The 16796-nt window shown below is 67.7% G+C and carries 16 protein-coding genes; 1 reads left to right on the top strand and 15 read right to left on the bottom strand.

Annotated features, from left to right (window positions below):
* Window positions 1-106: 106 nt before the first annotated feature.
* The 14 genes from hpf to QM806_RS15540 all read right to left on the bottom strand — a co-directional run bounded on the left by hpf (window position 107) and on the right by QM806_RS15540 (window position 15785).
* Window positions 107-784 (bottom strand): ribosome hibernation-promoting factor, HPF/YfiA family, encoded by a 678-nt coding sequence (hpf, locus tag QM806_RS15605; RefSeq protein ID WP_005568143.1) that lies wholly within the window; start codon window positions 782-784, stop codon window positions 107-109.
* Window positions 785-955: 171 nt separating this feature from the next.
* Window positions 956-1654 carry a ComF family protein gene (locus tag QM806_RS15600; RefSeq protein WP_064080334.1) on the bottom strand — a complete coding sequence of 233 codons (699 nt, stop codon included), beginning with the start codon at window positions 1652-1654 and terminating at the stop codon, window positions 956-958.
* A 31-nt stretch (window positions 1655-1685) separates the two neighbouring features.
* Window positions 1686-3479, bottom strand: coding sequence for an MtrAB system accessory lipoprotein LpqB (lpqB, locus tag QM806_RS15595; protein WP_005259751.1), 1794 nt, complete (start codon window positions 3477-3479; stop codon window positions 1686-1688).
* Window positions 3476-5248: an MtrAB system histidine kinase MtrB gene (gene mtrB / locus QM806_RS15590; protein ID WP_043790468.1), complete on the bottom strand. Its 1773-nt coding sequence runs from the start codon at window positions 5246-5248 to the stop codon at window positions 3476-3478. Before mtrB ends, lpqB begins: the two co-directional genes overlap by 4 nt.
* Complete coding sequence (gene mtrA / locus QM806_RS15585; protein ID WP_005240059.1) at window positions 5245-5922, bottom strand: MtrAB system response regulator MtrA; 678 nt, start codon at window positions 5920-5922, stop codon at window positions 5245-5247. The genes mtrB and mtrA overlap by 4 nt, the downstream gene beginning before the upstream one ends.
* A 45-nt stretch (window positions 5923-5967) precedes the next feature.
* Window positions 5968-6651, bottom strand: coding sequence for a dTMP kinase (locus QM806_RS15580; RefSeq protein WP_054248260.1), 684 nt, complete (start codon window positions 6649-6651; stop codon window positions 5968-5970).
* A 56-nt stretch (window positions 6652-6707) separates the two neighbouring features.
* The gene (gene ahcY, locus QM806_RS15575) at window positions 6708-8192 is read right to left on the bottom strand and encodes an adenosylhomocysteinase (RefSeq protein ID WP_043790469.1); all 1485 of its coding nucleotides are present in this window, start codon (window positions 8190-8192) and stop codon (window positions 6708-6710) included.
* Between the two features lie 90 nt (window positions 8193-8282).
* On the bottom strand, window positions 8283-8903 hold the full coding sequence (locus QM806_RS15570) for a TetR/AcrR family transcriptional regulator (protein WP_005259761.1): 621 nt from the start codon (window positions 8901-8903) through the stop codon (window positions 8283-8285).
* An 84-nt stretch (window positions 8904-8987) separates the two neighbouring features.
* On the bottom strand, window positions 8988-10496 hold the full coding sequence (locus QM806_RS15565) for an amino acid permease (RefSeq protein ID WP_005259762.1): 1509 nt from the start codon (window positions 10494-10496) through the stop codon (window positions 8988-8990).
* 28 nt (window positions 10497-10524) lie between these two features.
* On the bottom strand, window positions 10525-11451 hold the full coding sequence (locus QM806_RS15560) for a cation diffusion facilitator family transporter (RefSeq protein ID WP_005568158.1): 927 nt from the start codon (window positions 11449-11451) through the stop codon (window positions 10525-10527).
* A 78-nt stretch (window positions 11452-11529) separates the two neighbouring features.
* Window positions 11530-12762 carry a mannose-6-phosphate isomerase, class I gene (manA, locus tag QM806_RS15555; protein WP_005568160.1) on the bottom strand — a complete coding sequence of 411 codons (1233 nt, stop codon included), beginning with the start codon at window positions 12760-12762 and terminating at the stop codon, window positions 11530-11532.
* Entirely contained in the window at window positions 12762-13841 is a 1080-nt protein-coding gene (locus QM806_RS15550; protein ID WP_005568162.1) for a hypothetical protein, read from the bottom strand. Before QM806_RS15550 ends, manA begins: the two co-directional genes overlap by 1 nt.
* Before the next feature lie 77 nt (window positions 13842-13918).
* On the bottom strand, window positions 13919-15286 hold the full coding sequence (locus QM806_RS15545) for a phosphomannomutase/phosphoglucomutase (protein ID WP_043790472.1): 1368 nt from the start codon (window positions 15284-15286) through the stop codon (window positions 13919-13921).
* Window positions 15287-15389: 103 nt separating this feature from the next.
* Window positions 15390-15785, bottom strand: a complete 396-nt coding sequence (locus tag QM806_RS15540; protein ID WP_005259770.1) for a DUF3499 domain-containing protein — start codon at window positions 15783-15785, stop codon at window positions 15390-15392.
* A gap of 80 nt (window positions 15786-15865) precedes the next feature.
* Between QM806_RS15540 and QM806_RS15535 the strand changes: the two genes are divergently transcribed.
* Window positions 15866-16357, top strand: a complete 492-nt coding sequence (locus QM806_RS15535) for a metallopeptidase family protein (protein WP_029539455.1) — start codon at window positions 15866-15868, stop codon at window positions 16355-16357.
* A gap of 1 nt (window position 16358) precedes the next feature.
* Here the strand turns inward: QM806_RS15535 and QM806_RS15530 are convergent, their stop codons facing one another.
* Window positions 16359-16619 (bottom strand): WhiB family transcriptional regulator, encoded by a 261-nt coding sequence (locus tag QM806_RS15530; protein ID WP_166680705.1) that lies wholly within the window; start codon window positions 16617-16619, stop codon window positions 16359-16361.
* Window positions 16620-16796: the final 177 nt, after the last annotated feature.

Below are 16796 nucleotides of genomic sequence, written 5' to 3'. Positions count from 1 at the left end.
AAATCCGGCCGGAGGTCCGAGAACCCCGGCCGGATTCCATGGTAGGCGCTTCCGCGATCGGACGAGTAGACCGACCGCTCGGATCGTCAGGCGGAACGGGAGTACATCACGCCAGACGGATCAATCCGTAGTCGAACGCGTGCCGCCGGTAGACGACGGTCGCCTTGTCCGACTCCTTGTCGTGGAACAGGAAGAAATCGTGTCCTACCAGCTCCATCTCGTACAAAGCATCGTCGACGGTCATCGGCGCGGCCTTGTGTTCCTTGGTACGCACGACATGACCCGGTGTGTGCTCGTCCGGCATCTGACCGTCCAGGGAGATGTCGGGACTGATGCCGAGACTGTCGTCCTCGGCGAGTGCGGCGGTGGCCTCCGCCACCGACACCGGGGTCTTTTCCCCGTAGTGGACCTTTTTGCGATCCTTGGTGCGGCGGAGCCTGCTCTCGAGCTTGGCGGTCACCGACTCGAATGCTGCATAGAAGCTGTCGGCGGATGCCTCGGCTCGGGCTACCGGCCCCTTGCCTCGGGCAGTGATCTCGACGCGCTGGCAGTTCTTCCTCTGGCGTCGATTGGGTTCGTGGTGAAGTTCGACATCGAACAGGAATATGGAGGGATCGAAGCGCTCGAGGCGCGACAGCTTCTCGGAGACGTACACGCGGAAGTGGTCGGGTACCTCGACGTTGCGTCCCTTGACGACGATCTCGGCGTTGGGGGTATCCGTCTTCTCTTGTGCATCCGTTGTGCGGTCGTCGACGAAAACCGAGGCTTGCGAAGGGGTCGTCACTCGTACCTCCCGATTACGGCCCCGCCCCTTGATGGGCGGCGGCGAGTTTGAGCAATGCCGGAAGGGGGTCCGCCCGGCACCAGGTTCGAAGTTCCACCTCCTACCTGTGTTTTCGGGTGTGTCCGCGACGCTAGTACGTAACGCGCGCGAGTGCCACTGTTCGGCAGAATTTCATCTGACACCCGCCACGACGACCACCGCGCTCACTCGGATACCCACTCGCGACAGCACCCGGACCGACTCGGCGGCGGTCGCCCCGGTGGTCGACACGTCGTCCAGCAGTACCACCGAGATGCGTTGCAGTGCAGCCGGTTCCGACGCGAGATGCCGCGCGAATACTTGACCGCTGCGGGTCAACCGGACGCCACCCTCGAGGTTTACTCGACGTTGATCTGCGCTCAGTCCGACCGAATCGCGCACGGCGCGTCGCATCACGAGCGCGGGACACACGCGTCTGCCTCCCACCGCGGCGACGGCGATCCGGGTGACGGGGTCGCCGCCGCGTGCACGGGCGGCCCGGGGACGCGTCGGAGCCGGCACCAGAACCACCGGGGCGACGTCCGGCGGGTCGAGTTCTCGCCACTGCTGCAGACGGCCCAGGGCGCCCGCGACGGCGGATCCGAGGGGCGCGGCGAGATCACGCCGCCCGCGTTCCTTCGCGGCGATCACGGCGCGACGGCGGGCACCCGAGTACGGTCCGAGTGCCCACACCCCGACCCCGGGATCCACGCGGGGCCGGAGCAGCACGGGATCGTCGGCCAGCTCCGTGGCGCAGCGGGCACACCACTGCGTGCCCGGCACGCCGCACCCGCCGCATTCGGCGGGCAGGATCAGGTCGAGCAGGCTCCGGAGGCCGGGCAGGGCGCGCATGCGGGCAGTATCGGCGACCGCACCGACAGCCTCAGCCCGGCAGGACCGGGATCGCCTTGACACCCGTCAACCCGGGAACCTCCCGCCAGTACCGGTCGCCCGCCGGATCGTTGTTGTTCAACTGGAACACCGCCCGGGAGTCGGCGACGAACTCCGTGGTCGTCGACGCGTCCACGGCCACCACCGGCGCGGTCAGATTACGGCTCGGCAGCGCGTCCATCCGTGATCCGTCGACGGCCACCTGCACCACCGGGATGTCCGAGGCCGCGCGCGCGACGACGATCGTGTCGCTCGTGCTCCAGTCCAGGGACAGCGCCGGGCTGCCCAGACCGATCGCGACCGCACGGGGATTCGTCAAAGCGTACTCACCACCCGGCATCTGGGTGACGATCGCGAGGTAGACCTTGCCGTCGACGATCAGTGCCGCGCGCACCCCGTCGCGGGACAGCCGCAACTCGGTGATCGTGGCACCCAGCGCGGTGACGGCGCCGGCGTCGACGTTGACCACCGACGTCCGGCCGGTGCCGGGCTCGCGCAACACCCGAATCACCGTGTTGCCGTTGACCGCTGCCCAGATCGCCGAATTGTCGGGTGCCCATGTCGGGCGGGTGATCGCGCCGCCTTCGAGCACCGACGCGGCACCGTCCTCGTACGCGCCGACCATCAGCGAACTCGCGGGTTCCGGGGCGGGACGCCCCGTGTCCGCGACCGCGGCGACCAGCTTTCCGTCCTGCGACAGCGCGAGCGAACGCATGTTGCGGGCCGAACCGAAGTACCCGGGCACCGGGGTGACCCCGGTCTCGGTGACGCTCACCATCGACCCCTCGCGCAGCGCGTGCAGCCCCACGGTGGCGCTCGAGGTCGCGAACGGATTCATCGACGCGACGTCGGCGGTGGTCCACCCGTTCGGGAACCGCTCGTCGAAGGGCTCGCCGTCGGCGAGCAGCACATAGGGGCCCGAGATCTCCGCGTTGGCCAGCGTCCAGATCACCTGCGCCGCGAACAGCTGCTTCGCCTGCGCGTCCATGGGCGGCACGCCGGCGAAATCGATCCGGATGCCGCCGAGCCCCACCCCCACCTGCGCGGTGCGGCCGTCGGCCTTCGTGATCGGGCCCCGCACCGACACGCCGTCGCCGAGCTCGTTGCGCACGGCCGGGGCCAGGGCGGCCTTCGGCCCGTCGATCAGCAAGCCGATCAACTGCGACGCCATCTGGTCCTGGGCGCCCGACACCCAGCGCGGATCCGGCACGACCGTCGTCCCGGCCGGATCGAGGAAGTACAGCGATTTGCGCTGATAGGTGTTCAGGAACTGTGCCCGGTCCAGGATCACGCCGGCGGGGAGCTCGGAGATCCGCCACTCCCCGTCGAGTAGCTCGAGGCTGATCTTCGTCTCGAAGCTGCCCTCCTCCGCCACGTACAGTCCGCCGGGCTCGAGCTGCCCCACCTTATTGGCGCGGATCGTGTACGTCGCCTTGTCGGCGGACCGCGTCTCCGGGAGGACGTCGACCTTGTCGACGATGGTCGCGCTGGCCGCGTCGTCCCACCTGCCGGTCACACCGGGGGTGAGGAATTGACGGGCCGCGAGGTGCCGGTTGGACGGATCGGTACTGGCCTTGAAGAAGTCGCGGAGCAGCAGGTCGGGTTCACGCCCCGGCGCGGGGGCCGCGACGCTCGATCCGGGCGAGTCACGGTTGATCGTGCCGATCGCCTGCGGTGTGGAGGAATCCGGGAGGCTCGCGCACCCGCTGACCGTCACGAGCACCGCGAGGACGATCGCTCCGCATACCGACCGCGACAGCAGGGCGGATCGCCGCCGGGGCGTCACAGGTCCTGCTCCGGAAGGTGCGAACCGTCTCGGTCACCGACGTGCGCGCGCTCGCGCTTCTTGGGAACCGTGCGGGATTCGTCGGCCACCGTCTCCGGGCTCTCGTTGCGCACCGGCAACGTGGTGTCGCCCGGGACAGGCTGACCCTGAACGTATTTCGCGGTTCCCGGTTTCAGCGGCAGCGGGCTCGACACGACCTTGCGGCCCCGCACCCGCGGCAGCGTCAACCGGAAGCAGGCGCCTTGGCCGGGTTCGCCCCACGCCTCGAGCCTGCCGTCGTGGAGATTCGCGTCCTCCACACTGATCGCGAGTCCGAGGCCGGTACCGCCCGACCGCCGCACCCGCGACGGGTCGGACCGCCAGAACCTGTTGAACACCAGCTTCTCCTCGCCCGGCCGCAGACCCACGCCCTGGTCGCGCACGATGAACGCCGCAGCGCTGTCGTCGGCGCGCAGGCGCAGCAGCACCGGTTTGCCTTCTCCGTGATCGATCGCGTTCGCGAGCAGGTTCCGCAGAATGCGTTCCACGCGACGCGGGTCCACCTCGGCCATGACTGCCTGATCGGGCAGGTCCACGATCAGTTCGGTCCCGCTCTCGCGCGCGAGGTGACGGACCGTCGAGACCGCCGCACGCGCACACATCCGGACGTCGAGTTGCTCGGCGGCCAGTTCCGCGACACCGGCGTCGTGCCTGCTGATCTCGAGGAGGTCGGCCAGCAGCCCCTCGAACCGGTCGAGTTCGGCGACCAGCAACTCCGACGACCGCCGGAGCACAGGGTCGAGATCGTCGCTGCCGTCGTGGATGAGATCGGCCGCCATGCGCACCGTCGTCAGCGGTGTCCGCAGCTCGTGGCTCACGTCGGAGGTGAATCTCTTCTGGAGATTTCCGAACTCCTCGAGCTGGGTGATCTGCTTGGACAGGCTCTCCGCCATCTCGTTGAACGACATCGCCAGCCGGGCCATGTCGTCCTCGCCGCGCACGGGCATGCGTTCCTTCAGCCGGCCGTCGGCGAAGCGCACCGCGATCCGGGACGCCGACCGGATCGGCAGAACCACCTGCCGGGCGACGAGGAGCGCGATGGCCGCGAGCAGCACGGCGAGCACCGCACCACCCACCAGCAGCGTGCCGCGGACCAGCGACAGACTGCGGTCCTCACTGGCCAGCGGGAACACCAGGTACAACTCGAGCGTGGAGATCGCGGATGCGGTCGGGCTCCCGACGATCAGCGCCGGCCCCGAATAGCCTTCGGGATCGTTGACCGTGGCGAACTGGTAGGCCACCTGACCGGCCTGGACGAACGCCCGCAGTGATTCCGGAATCTGGTCCGCCGGGCCGCTGGACGTCGGGGCGCGGGGGCCGTCACCGGGCACGATGAGCACAGGATCGAACGTTCCCGCCGACCCCGACGCCTGACCGGCGTCGGGCTCCCGGTTCGTCAGCGCAGCCCGGGCACCGTCGAGCTGAGTGGTGGGCGAACTACTGTCGTCCGCCCCCGCCAGCTGCCCCTCGACCGTGCTGCGGGCACGGTCCATCTCCTCGGTCGCCGCGTTGATCTTCGTTTCGAGCAGACGGTCGGTGATCTGGCTCGTCAGCACGACGCCGAGCACGACGATGACGATGAGCGACAACGTCAACGTCGAGACGACGACCCTCAGCTGCAGCGAACGACGCCATGTGTGCGCGAGGGTATTGCTCAGTGAGTGACCCCACCGAAGGATCGGCGAAACGCGTCGGTTGACACGACGCCGCCATCGGGAAACACCTGTCACGGCGGTCCGGCCTTGTAGCCGACCCCCCTGACCGTCAAAACCACTTCGGGATTCTCGGGATCAGTCTCGACCTTGGCCCGCAGACGCTGAACGTGCACGTTGACCAGTCGGGTGTCGGCTGCATGTCGGTAACCCCACACCTGCTCGAGCAGGACCTCACGGGTGAACACCTGTCGCGGTTTGCGCGCCAGAGCCACCAGGAGGTCGAACTCGAGGGGGGTGAGGGAGATCAGTTCTTCGCCCCGGCTCACCTTGTGGGCGGGGACGTCGATGACGATGTCGGCGATGCTGAGCAGCTCGGCCGGCTCGTCCTCAGTCCGGCGAAGCCGTGCCCGGACCCGCGCCACCAGCTCCTTCGGCTTGAACGGCTTCATGATGTAGTCGTCCGCGCCGGATTCCAATCCGAGGACCACGTCGACGGTGTCCGTCTTCGCGGTCAGCATCACGATGGGGACACCGGAGTCGGCGCGCAGGACCCGGCACACGTCGATGCCGTTCATGCCGGGCAGCATCAGGTCGAGCAGCACCAGGTCCGGGCGTGTCTCCCGGACCGCGGTGAGCGCCTGGGTCCCGTCCCCCACCACATACGGATCGAATCCTTCGCCGCGGAGGACGATCGTGAGCATCTCCGCGAGCGCAGTGTCGTCGTCGACAACCAGAATCCTTGGCTTCATGTCCCTATCGTTGCATCTTCGGAGGCCGTAACAGCCCGTTCGCCGTTACGGCGTGCCGTGTTCTTTCTCGTCACGGCGTGCCGTGTCGTCACTCAAGAGTGCCAGGTTTTCGGCGAGCGTGACCGGATCGGTGTCCGGGGTGAGCACCCACCACGGCGAAATCCAGTCCTTCCCGGCCAGCTCCCGGTACACCTCGCCGGTGCGTTCCTGCAGTCCACGGTCGCGTTCGTAGGCGTCCAGCGACCGGCTCGCATCCGCCGATTCGCGGCCGCGGGCGCGTTGCTCGGCGAGTGCCACGGGAACGTCCAGATACAGCTGCAGGTCGGGCCGGGGCAGCCCCAGCCGCTCGAATTCGAGGTTCCCCACCCAGCCGACGAACTCCCCGTCCGCCCCCTGATGCAACCGGGCCGCACCGTACGCGGCGTTGGACGCCACGTAGCGGTCGAGAATCACCAGGTCGTGTTCGGCGAGCAGCGCCGACAGCTCCCCGACGGCACCGGACCGGTCCAGCGCGAACATCACGGCCATCGCGTGCACGGAGTCGCTGAAGTCACCGTGCGCGCCCTTGAGGGCCTCGGACGCCAGATCGGCGTGCATGGACCTGCCGTACCGCGGAAAGTCGAGGGTGCCGACCGTCAGGCCCTGCTCGATGAGGCGTGTCACCACTGCGCCGACGAGTGTTCGCTTGCCCGCGCCGTCCAGGCCTTCCAGCGCAATCAGTTTTCCCACGAGGAAGAAGGCTATCCCCCGGCCCGTGCGCGACGGACCGGGGGACGCCGCGGCCTCTAGTACCGGTAGTGCTCGGGCTTGAACGGGCCCTCGACGTCGACGCCGATGTACTCGGCCTGCTCCTTCGTGAGCTTGGTGAGCGTGCCACCGAGCGCTTCGACGTGGATCTTCGCGACCTTCTCGTCGAGGTGCTTCGGGAGGCGGTACACCTCGTTGTCGTACTCCTCCGGCTTCGTCCACAGTTCGATCTGCGCGATCACCTGGTTGGAGAAGCTGTTGCTCATCACGAACGAGGGGTGGCCGGTGGCGTTGCCGAGGTTCAGCAGGCGACCCTCGGACAGCACGATGATCGAGTGGCCGTCGTTGAACCGGAACTCGTCCACCTGCGGCTTGATGTTGATGCGGGTGACGTCGCCGGACCGCTCGAGGCCGGCCATGTCGATCTCGTTGTCGAAGTGGCCGATGTTGCCCAGGATGGCCTGGTGCTTCATCTGCTTCATGTGCTCGAACGTGATGATGTCCTTGTTGCCCGTGGACGTGATGACGATGTCGGCCCAGCCGATGGCCTGCTCGACCGTCTTCACCTCGAAGCCGTCCATCAGCGCCTGGAGAGCGTTGATGGGGTCGACCTCGGTGACCGCAACGCGGGCACCCTGTCCGCGCAGAGCCTCCGCACAACCCTTGCCGACGTCGCCGTAACCGCAGACGAGCGCGGCCTTGCCGCCGATCAGGACGTCGGTGCCGCGGTTGATGCCGTCGAGCAGCGAGTGCCGGGTGCCGTACTTGTTGTCGAACTTGCTCTTGGTGACCGAGTCGTTGACGTTGATGGCCGGGAACGTGAGTTCCCCGGCGGCCGCGACCTGGTAGAGACGCAGGACACCGGTCGTGGTCTCCTCGGTGACGCCCTGGACCGACTCCGCAACCGTGGTCCACTTGGTCTTGTCCGCGTCGAGGGACTGACGCAGCAGGGCGAGGAACACCTTGTACTCGTCGGAATCCTGCTCGTCGTCGGTGGGCGGCACGACGCCGGCCTTCTCGAACTGCGCGCCCTTGAGGACGAGCATCGTGGCGTCGCCGCCGTCGTCGAGGATCATGTTCGCGGGCTTGTCGGCGTCCGGCCAGGTGAGCATCTTCTCGGCGGCCCACCAGTACTCCTCGAGCGTCTCGCCCTTCCACGCGAAGACCGGGGTGCCCTGCGGCTCCTCGGGCGTGCCGTGCGGGCCGACGACGATCGCGGCGGCGGCGTGATCCTGCGTCGAGAAGATGTTGCACGAGGCCCAGCGGACCTCGGCGCCCAGTGCGGTGAGCGTCTCGATGAGGACGGCCGTCTGGATGGTCATGTGCAGCGAACCGGAAATGCGAGCACCCTTGAGCGGCAGCACCTCTGCGTACTCGCGGCGAAGCGCCATCAGTCCCGGCATCTCGTGCTCGGCGAGCCGGATCTCCTTGCGGCCGAACTCGGCGAGCGAAAGGTCCGCCACCTTGAAATCGATCCCGTTTCGGCTCTCGGCCACGGGCATGGTTGAAACTGAGGTCGTCATCTGCCTCTCCTGGTTGACTGCTGTTTCGGTCAAGGCTATCGGTACTGCGTCCCGAGGGTCACACTCACGTGAGGCTGCGCCGCGGGGCGGTCACTCCCGATCGGCCCCGCCGACCGCCTCGTCCACGAAAGGCCCCAGAAGAGCACCCAGATCCTCGGCGACGTTGGCCTCGGATTCGGGTGGCATCGAGATGTAACTCATAGCGAGGCGCACGATGGCGCGGCTGAGAATGCCCGCGTCCGACGGATTCGCCCGCACCCAGCCCCGCTGGAAGACGTCGGCGAGCCGCGTCGACGCCCGCTCGATGATCGGCGCGCTCTCGGTCGTGATCAGACGCAGCAGGTCGGGTTTGGTCTCGCCGCGCAGAAGTGACTGCACGAGCGGGTCGGACAGGCTGGCCGCGAAGAACGCGGTGAATCCGGAAAGCAGCGCGGCGCGGCCTTCCCCGACGTTCGCCGCCAGCGCCTCGTCGACGGCGTCGACCAGTTCGTCGGCCAGCCGGAGGGCGTACGCCTCCGCCAGCCCCTGCCGGGACTTGAACTCGTTGTAGAGCGTCTGCCTGCTCACCCCGGCGCCGGCCGCGACATCGGACATCGTGATGTCCGACCAGTCCTTCTCGAACAGGAGATCCCGCATCGCATCGAGCACCGACTGACGCAGCAGCAACCGCGCAGCCTCCTGATAGGGCACCCGGACACGCGACGAAGTCATGGCGAAGACATTAGTGCCCGCCGCTTCCGGGGCACTCGCCCGGTACTGCCGCTCCGACCCCCGGCCGTCGAATCCCGTTGCGTGTCAGACCTCGCCGCGACTCCGTCTCTCCATCATCGAATGGCGGCGGCTGTAGGCGAAGTAGATGATCACGCCGAGCGCCATCCACACGATGAACCGGATCCACGTCTCGACCGACAGATTCACCATCAGCCACAGGCAGGCGAGGACGGCGAGGACAGGCACCCACGGGACCAGTGGGACACGGAATCCGCGGGGCAGGTCCGGTCGCGTCCGGCGCAGCACGATCACGCCGACCGACACGAGGACGAACGCGAACAGCGTTCCGATGTTGACCATTTCCTCGAGGGTGCCGATCGGGAAGATGCCCGCGAGCACGGCCACCACGACACCGACGAGCACGGTGATCCGAACGGGTGTGCCGTGCTTGCCGGTCGGCGCCAGGCGCCTCGGCATCAGTCCGTCCCGGGACATGGCGAACAGAACCCGGGTCTGCCCGAGCATCAGCACCATCACCACGGTGGTGAGACCGGCGAGCGCACCGAACGAGATCAGGTTCTTCGCCCACGTGATCCCGTGGATGCCGAACGCCGTGGCCAGATTGGAACTGTCCCCGGCCAATTCGTGGTAGTCGACCATGCCGGTGAGCACCAGCGTCACCGCCACGTACAGGATCGTCACGATCAGCAGCGATCCCAGAATTCCGCGGGGCAACGCCTTCTGCGGATCCTTCGTCTCCTCGGCGGTGGTGGCGACGATGTCGAAACCGATGAACGCGAAGAACACCAGGCTCGCCGCCGCCAGCAGGCCGTACCAGCCGAACGTGCTGCCGCCGGCACCCGTGACGTAGGAGAACAGGGACTGGTGGATGCCCTCGCCCGTGCTGCCCGCCTCGGACGGAGGAATGTACGGGGAGTAGTTGTCGGTGTCGATGTAGAACGCGCCGACCACCACCACGACGAGCACCACGGCCACCTTGATCGAGGTGATTACGAGTGAGACCCGCGACGACAGCTTGGTGCCCGTCGCCAGCACGACGGTGATGATCGCGACGATGAGTACCGCACCCCAGTCGAACGTGACCGAGCCGAGCTGCGCCACCGGTGTGTGGTTGCCGATCACCTCACCGAGATAGAGCGACCAGCCCTTCGCCACGACCGACGCGGCGAGCGCGAATTCGAGGATGAGGTCCCAGCCGATGATCCACGCGATCAGTTCACCGAACGTCGCGTACGAGAACGTGTACGCGCTGCCCGCGACCGGAACGGTCGAGGCGAACTCGGCGTAGCAGAGCGCGGCGAGCCCGCACGCGATGGCGGCGATCACGAACGCCGCCGACACGGACGGACCGGCGACGTTGCCTGCGGTGCGCGCGGTGAGCGTGAAGATGCCGGCGCCGATGACGACGGCGACACCGAAGACGGTCAGGTCCCACGCCGTCAGATCCTTGCGGAGCTTGGTTTCCGGTTCGTCCGTGTCTCGGATCGACTGCTCGATCGACTTGGTGCGGAACAATCCGGTCGGCCTGCCGCTCAGGTGCGGTTCTCCGCTGCCTTTGTCCTGGATGGCCACATCAGCCTCCTCAATCGAAAGTTGCCGTTCAGCCTATGCCTTCGGTTGCCCGGAACAGATCGGGTTCGATGTAGATGCGGCGAGCCGCGGGGACTGCGCCGCGCACTCGCGCCTCGGCCTCGTCGATGGCTTCGGCGACGGCGCTGATGTCCGATCCGGCGGCCACGGCCACTTTCGCGGCCACGAGGATTTCCTCGGGTCCGAGGTACTGCGTCTTGCAGTGGATGACGCGCTCGATCTTCTCACCGTCGACGAGGGCGGCGAGAATCCGCGCCTCCTCGTCTGCGGTGGCTCCCTCACCGATCAGCAGGCTCTGCATCTCGACGATGAGGATGATCGCGATGATTCCCAGCAGGGCGCCGATGCAGAGGGTGCCGACACCGTCCCACACCGGATCGCCGGTGAGCATCGTCAGTCCGACACCACCGAGAGCGAGGACCAGACCGACCAGTGCGCCGGTGTCCTCGAGCAGCACGACGGGAAGCTCCGGGCTGCGCGACGTGCGAATGAATCCCCACCAGCTCGCCTTCCCCTTGAGGGGACGCGACTCCCGCACGGCGGTGAGGAAGCTGAACGTCTCGAGCCCGATGGCGATCACCAGGATGACCACCGCCACGAGGGGCGACGTGAGTTCCTCGGGGTGCTGGATCTTGTGGATGCCCTCGTAGATCGCGAACAGCGAACCGAGGCTGAACAACACGAGCGCGACGACGAACGAGTAGAAGTAGCGGCTACGCCCGTAACCGAACTGGTGCAGATCGTCGGCGGCGCGTTCGGCCTTCTTCTGGCCGAGCAGAAGCAGGCCCTGGTTGGAGGTGTCGGCCACCGAGTGCACGGATTCCGCCAGCATGGACGACGAGCCGGTGATCAGGAAGCCGGCGAACTTGGCTACCGCGATACCGGCATTGGCGCCGAGCGCGGCGAGAATCGCCTTCTTTCCCCCATGAGCCGACAACTGACTTCTCCTCTCGGTCGCACACGACCCTCACGACGGGCCGCGGAGCCCTTCTCGGATCGCAGGGCGGGTCACAGGCTACGCGATCGGCGGGCCGACCCTCGCACTGAACAACTGGGCAGACTCGGTGCCCGCGGTCACCACGACTTCGGGGTCCTCGGCCGCGATCCAGACGGCGTTGCCCTGGGACAGGTCGAGGGCAACGGTTCCGCACCGCAACTCCACCGAACCCGAGGTGCACAGCAGAATGTGCGGCCCCTCCGAGTCGAGCCGGTGCTCCGTGGGGCCGTCCGGCGACAGATCGATCCGCGCGAGGACGAATTCCGGCGCCGGTGTGGAGTACACGAATTCGCCACGGCCCGGGCGTTCTTCCGCTTCCAGTATCGGAATGTCGACGGTGTCGAAGTCGAGGACGCGCAGCAACTCCGGAACGTCCACGTGCTTGGGCGTGAGTCCCCCGCGCAGCACGTTGTCGGAGTTGGCCATGATCTCGACGGCCATCCCGTGCAGGTAGGCGTGGAGGTTGCCCGCGTCGAGGTACAGGCCCTGCCCTGGTTCGAGGGTGACCCGGTTCAGGAGGAGCGCGGCCAGCACCCCCGCATCCCCCGGGTACACCTCACTCAATTCGAGGGCGGTGCGGATCTCCGCCGCGAACTCACCGTCCTTGGTGTTCGACAGATAGGCGACGCATCCGTCGAGCACTCTCGGCATCAGCGCGCCGAGCACCGGCTGCGGCAACGTGATCCATGTGGTGAACAACGCGCGGAGACCGTCCGAGTCGGGTTGCCCGGCGATCAGGCCGGCGTAGGGCTGCAGCTCCGGAACCGCGATCGCCTCGAGCAGTTTGACCGTCCGCTGAGGGTCCCGGAAACCGGCGAGCGCGTGGAACCGGCTGAGGGCCACGACGAGTTCGGGTTTGTGGCTGGCGTCCTTGTAGTTGCGCACCGAGGATTCGAGGGGTATTCCCGCCTCGTTCTCCCGGGCGAACCCCTCCCACGCCTGCTCGGCGCTCGGATGGGCCTGCAACGACAGTGGTTCCTCCGACGCGAGCAACTTCAGCAGGAACGGGAGACGTTCTCCGAACGTCTCCACACTCCGCTTGCCGAGCTGGCGTTCGGGTTCCGAGTGCACCAGGTCCAGAAGGGACCGGGGCCCCTCCTCGGTGAGGACGCGGGCGGGATCACCCGGGTGCGCGCCCAACCACAGTTCCGCCTCCGGATGCGCCGTGGGAACCGGAAGTCCACGCAGCTGTGCGATGGCTGTGCGCGATCCCCACGCGTAGGACCGGAGCGCACCTTCGAGTCGGTGCACTAGATACCGCCGATCAATTGGAGGTACGCGGCAGTCATGTCGAGCCTGCCGACGAGAACCGCCGCCTGTTCCAGCTCGGGACGCTGCGACGGAACCTGACCCTCGTCCGAGGACGCGAGGACGAGATCGACGTCGCCCAGGGCGGCGATCCTGCGTTCGACGAGCATCCGATCGGCGTCTGCCGACAGCACGAACGTGCGCACCGGGCTCGCCGACGGTGGACCGTCCAACTCGGGATCGTGGAATATCGAGTCGTGCGCCGAGAGCGCCTGGTCGACACGGAACGTGCCCGCCGCGCTCAGAACGTCCGGAAGCTCCGACGCGGTCACCACCCGGCCCGCGTGCAGCAGCGCCTCGGCGCCGTGCCGGGCCAGTTCCACCGTGCTCTCCGTATCGCCCGTGAGCACGATTCGGCGTCCCTGCATGCGGGAGGCCAACGATTTCGCGGGATTGTGGAACACCTCGCTGTTCGGCCTGTCGCGCAGCGCCTCACCGTCGACGGCGTCGGCGATCTGCTCGAGGTCGGGAACCTCGTCACCCCAGCGTTCCGAACCGACCACCCGGAGGACGGCCAGCAGAACGGCGAAGTACCGCAGCAGACCGTGCCGGGTGAGTGCCCGGACCCGCGGCGCGAACATGACGACGCGTCCGGCCGCCGCGGCCTGCAAGGGTCCCTCGTCCGGTGCCGCCACCACCACTTCGGCGCCGCGGCGCACCGCCGCATCGATGGCCTGCACGAGTCGTGGGTCGCCTGCGTCGTCGCCGGCCACCACGACCACGTCGAGCGGGCCCACCCACACGGGGGTCCGGGTGGCGCGCACCAGCGGGAAACCGATCCGTTCGGCGAGGACCGCCGTCAGGATCGCCGCGCCGCGACTGGCACGCCCCGCACCGGTCACCACCACCACGCTGCGCGGACGCAGCCCCTGCAGTCGTTCGAGAGCCCCCTCCTCGACCGCGGACCGGGTCGCCCGGATCTGGGCACCCCCCATGGCGGCGGATCGCAACACACCCTCGGTGTCCGCCGCAACCAGTGCGTCCCCGTCGTCCAGATCGACCAGGGGCGTCGGCGCTGTCATGACACCGCACCCCCTTTCTTCATCGGTGCAAGCCACATTCGCAGCACGAGCAGAACCTGTACTTCCAACTATGGCAGTCAGGCTCGGACGATGCCCAGTATCTCGGTAACGAGTGCATCTACCTCGGCCGCCGTCGCCGCCTCCACGTTGAGTCGCAGGAGCGGTTCGGTGTTGGAGGCCCGCAAGTTGAACCACGCGCCGTCCGCCAGTGCGACCGTGACACCGTCGAGCCGATCCACGTCCGCGGTGCGCTCGGCGAACTCCGACAGCACCGCGGCGGTCCGTTCGGCGGCGTCCGCGACGGTCGAGTTGATCTCGCCCGACGCCGCGTACCGCTCGTACTTCGCCATCAGTTCGGACAGCGGACGATCCTGCTCCCCCAGTGCCGCGAGGACGTGCAGTCCGGCGAGCATGCCGGAGTCGGCGCCCCAGAAGTCGCGGAAGTAGTAGTGCGCGGAGTGCTCGCCGCCGAAGATCGCGCGCGTCTCGGCCATCTGCTGCTTGATGAACGAATGCCCCACCCGGGTGCGGACCGGGTGTCCGCCCAGCTCGGTCACCAGCTCCGGCACCGCGCGGGACGTGATGAGGTTGTGGATGACGGTCGCGCCGGGCTCCTTGGCCAGCTCCCGCTCGGCGACCAGGGCCGTGACGGCGGACGGCGACACCGGGTTGCCGAGTTCGTCGACCACGAAGCATCGGTCGGCGTCGCCGTCGAAGGCCAGACCGATGTCGGCCCCGGTCTCACGGACGTACCGCTGCAGGTCCACGAGGTTCGCCGGGTCGAGCGGGTTCGCCTCGTGATTCGGGAACGTGCCGTCGAGTTCGAAGTACAGCGGTTCCAGCTTCACCGGCATCGGCTCGAACACGGCGGGGACGGTGTGCCCGCCCATGCCGTTGCCCGCGTCGACGGCCACCGTCAGCGGGCGGAGGTCGGAGAGGTTCACCAGTCCGCGGACGAAACTCGCGTACTGCTCGAGCACGTCCTCCTCGGACACCGTGCCGGGAGCACCGTCGAACGCGGGAACCCCGTCGACGACCTCGGCTGCAATGGTGGCGAGGCCCGTCTCCTGCCCCACCGGCTTCGCGCCTGCGCGGCACAGCTTGATGCCGTTGTATTTCGCCGGGTTGTGGCTCGCCGTGAACATCGCACCCGGGCAGTCGAACAGCCCCGAAGCGAAATACAGCTGATCGGTGGACGCGAGTCCGATGAGGACGACGTCCAGACCCTGGGCGGTGACGCCGTCGGCGAACGCGCGGGCCAGATCGGGGGAAGACGCGCGCATGTCGTAGCCGATCACGACCTTCGTGGCGCTGTCCTCGCGAACGAGTCGTGCGAATGCGCCACCCACGTCCTGCACGAACGCGGAGTCGATGTGTTCACCGACGACACCCCGCACGTCGTAAGCCTTGATCACGGCATGTACGGACTCGGCTGATCGCGCCACTTCTTGTTTCTCCTTTACGAGCACCAGTGCTGGCGCAAGCCTAATGCCTGCCCGTCGCGGACACGGCACGCCGCGGACCGCAGGCCCGGAAACAGGCTGGACGTCAGTTGGAAGGGTCGGGAAGTACCCGCAGGTGGCCGCGACGACCGGTGCGCGCCGGGCTGGGCTGGGTGCCGGTCTCCGCGCGATCCTCGGTGGACAGGGCCCGTTCGGACCGCCCGCGATCGCCGAGGCCCGCCTCCCGCACGGCCTCCGCCAGCGCGGTCAGGTCGTCCTCGTCCGGGGTGCTCGACGAGAACCCACCCTCGTACCGAACCAGTTCCCAGCCCTTGGGTGCGGTGATCCTCGACGCGTGCGTTTCGCACAGATCCCACGAGTGCGGCTCGTCGACCGTGGCAAGCGGGCCGACGACGGCGGTGGAGTCGGAGTAGACGTACGTGAGCGTCGCGACAGCGGGGTTCTTGCACCCGGGGCGGCAGCATCGACGCAGAGATCTCACAGCTAGGAAGCCTAGCCCCACGAGGGCCCGACACCTACTCGGACACACCGAGAGTGTGCGGCTGTCGTAATGTCCACACCATGTCCAGAGCACGACGCAGGCGTCCCGTGACCACCCGATCCGTCGACCGACGGGGACGGGGAATCCGCGGGTCCGTCTTCCCTCCGGACGCGCCGGCACGACGGAGCCGCGCAGAGAAGTTCGATCTGGTGGTGCTCGAGGCATTCGCGCCGATCGACGCGCGCTGGCGCGAACGCCTGACGAAGCTGGACATCGCTGTCGACGAGGTCCCGAAGATTCATGCGCTCGACCCGGATTCGGTCAACTGGCCCGCCGAGGTCGTGGCGGACGGGCCCGTGCCACTGTCCCGACTGATCCCGGCCGGCATCGACCGGCACGGATCCACGACGCGGGCGCGAGTCGTCCTGTTCCGACGACCGCTCGAACAGCGCGCCAAGGACCCGGACGACCTCACCGACCTGGTGCACGACGTGCTCGTACAGCAGGTGAGTACTTACCTCGGAGTCGAACCCGAGGTCATCGACCCGGATCTGCCGGGCGACGAAGACTGAACTAGACGATCCCCCGCTTCAGGCGCCGGCGCTCACGCTCCGACAGGCCACCCCAGATACCGAACCGCTCGTCATTGGCCAGTGCGTAGTCGAGGCACTCGTCCCGCACCTCGCAGCCCAGGCAGATGCGCTTCGCTTCCCTGGTGGAGCCTCCCTTTTCAGGGAAGAAGGCCTCCGGGTCGGTCTGCGCACAGAGCGCGCGTTCCTGCCACTGGTCCTCGATGGTCTCGAACAGTTCGTCGAAACCGGTCACCAGACTCAACGCCGGGCGGGGGCCCGTCGTCTCGACTTCCTGTGCGACGAGTTCCGGCACAGGAATTTCTTTCACACTGCCTTCTTGCACACAGACTTCTTGAACACAGACGCCGTCCGCTGCGCCTGCTTCGGAATTGGTCTGCGGTTCGTCGCTTACTGTGCTCCAGCGAGTCTCCGACTCGAT

This window comes from Rhodococcus sp. IEGM 1351 (genome assembly GCF_030056875.1).
GTDB lineage: Bacteria > Actinomycetota > Actinomycetes > Mycobacteriales > Mycobacteriaceae > Rhodococcus_F > Rhodococcus_F opacus.
Note: the sequence above shows the minus strand (reverse complement) of the source record. Positions and strands in the feature narration are given on the sequence as shown.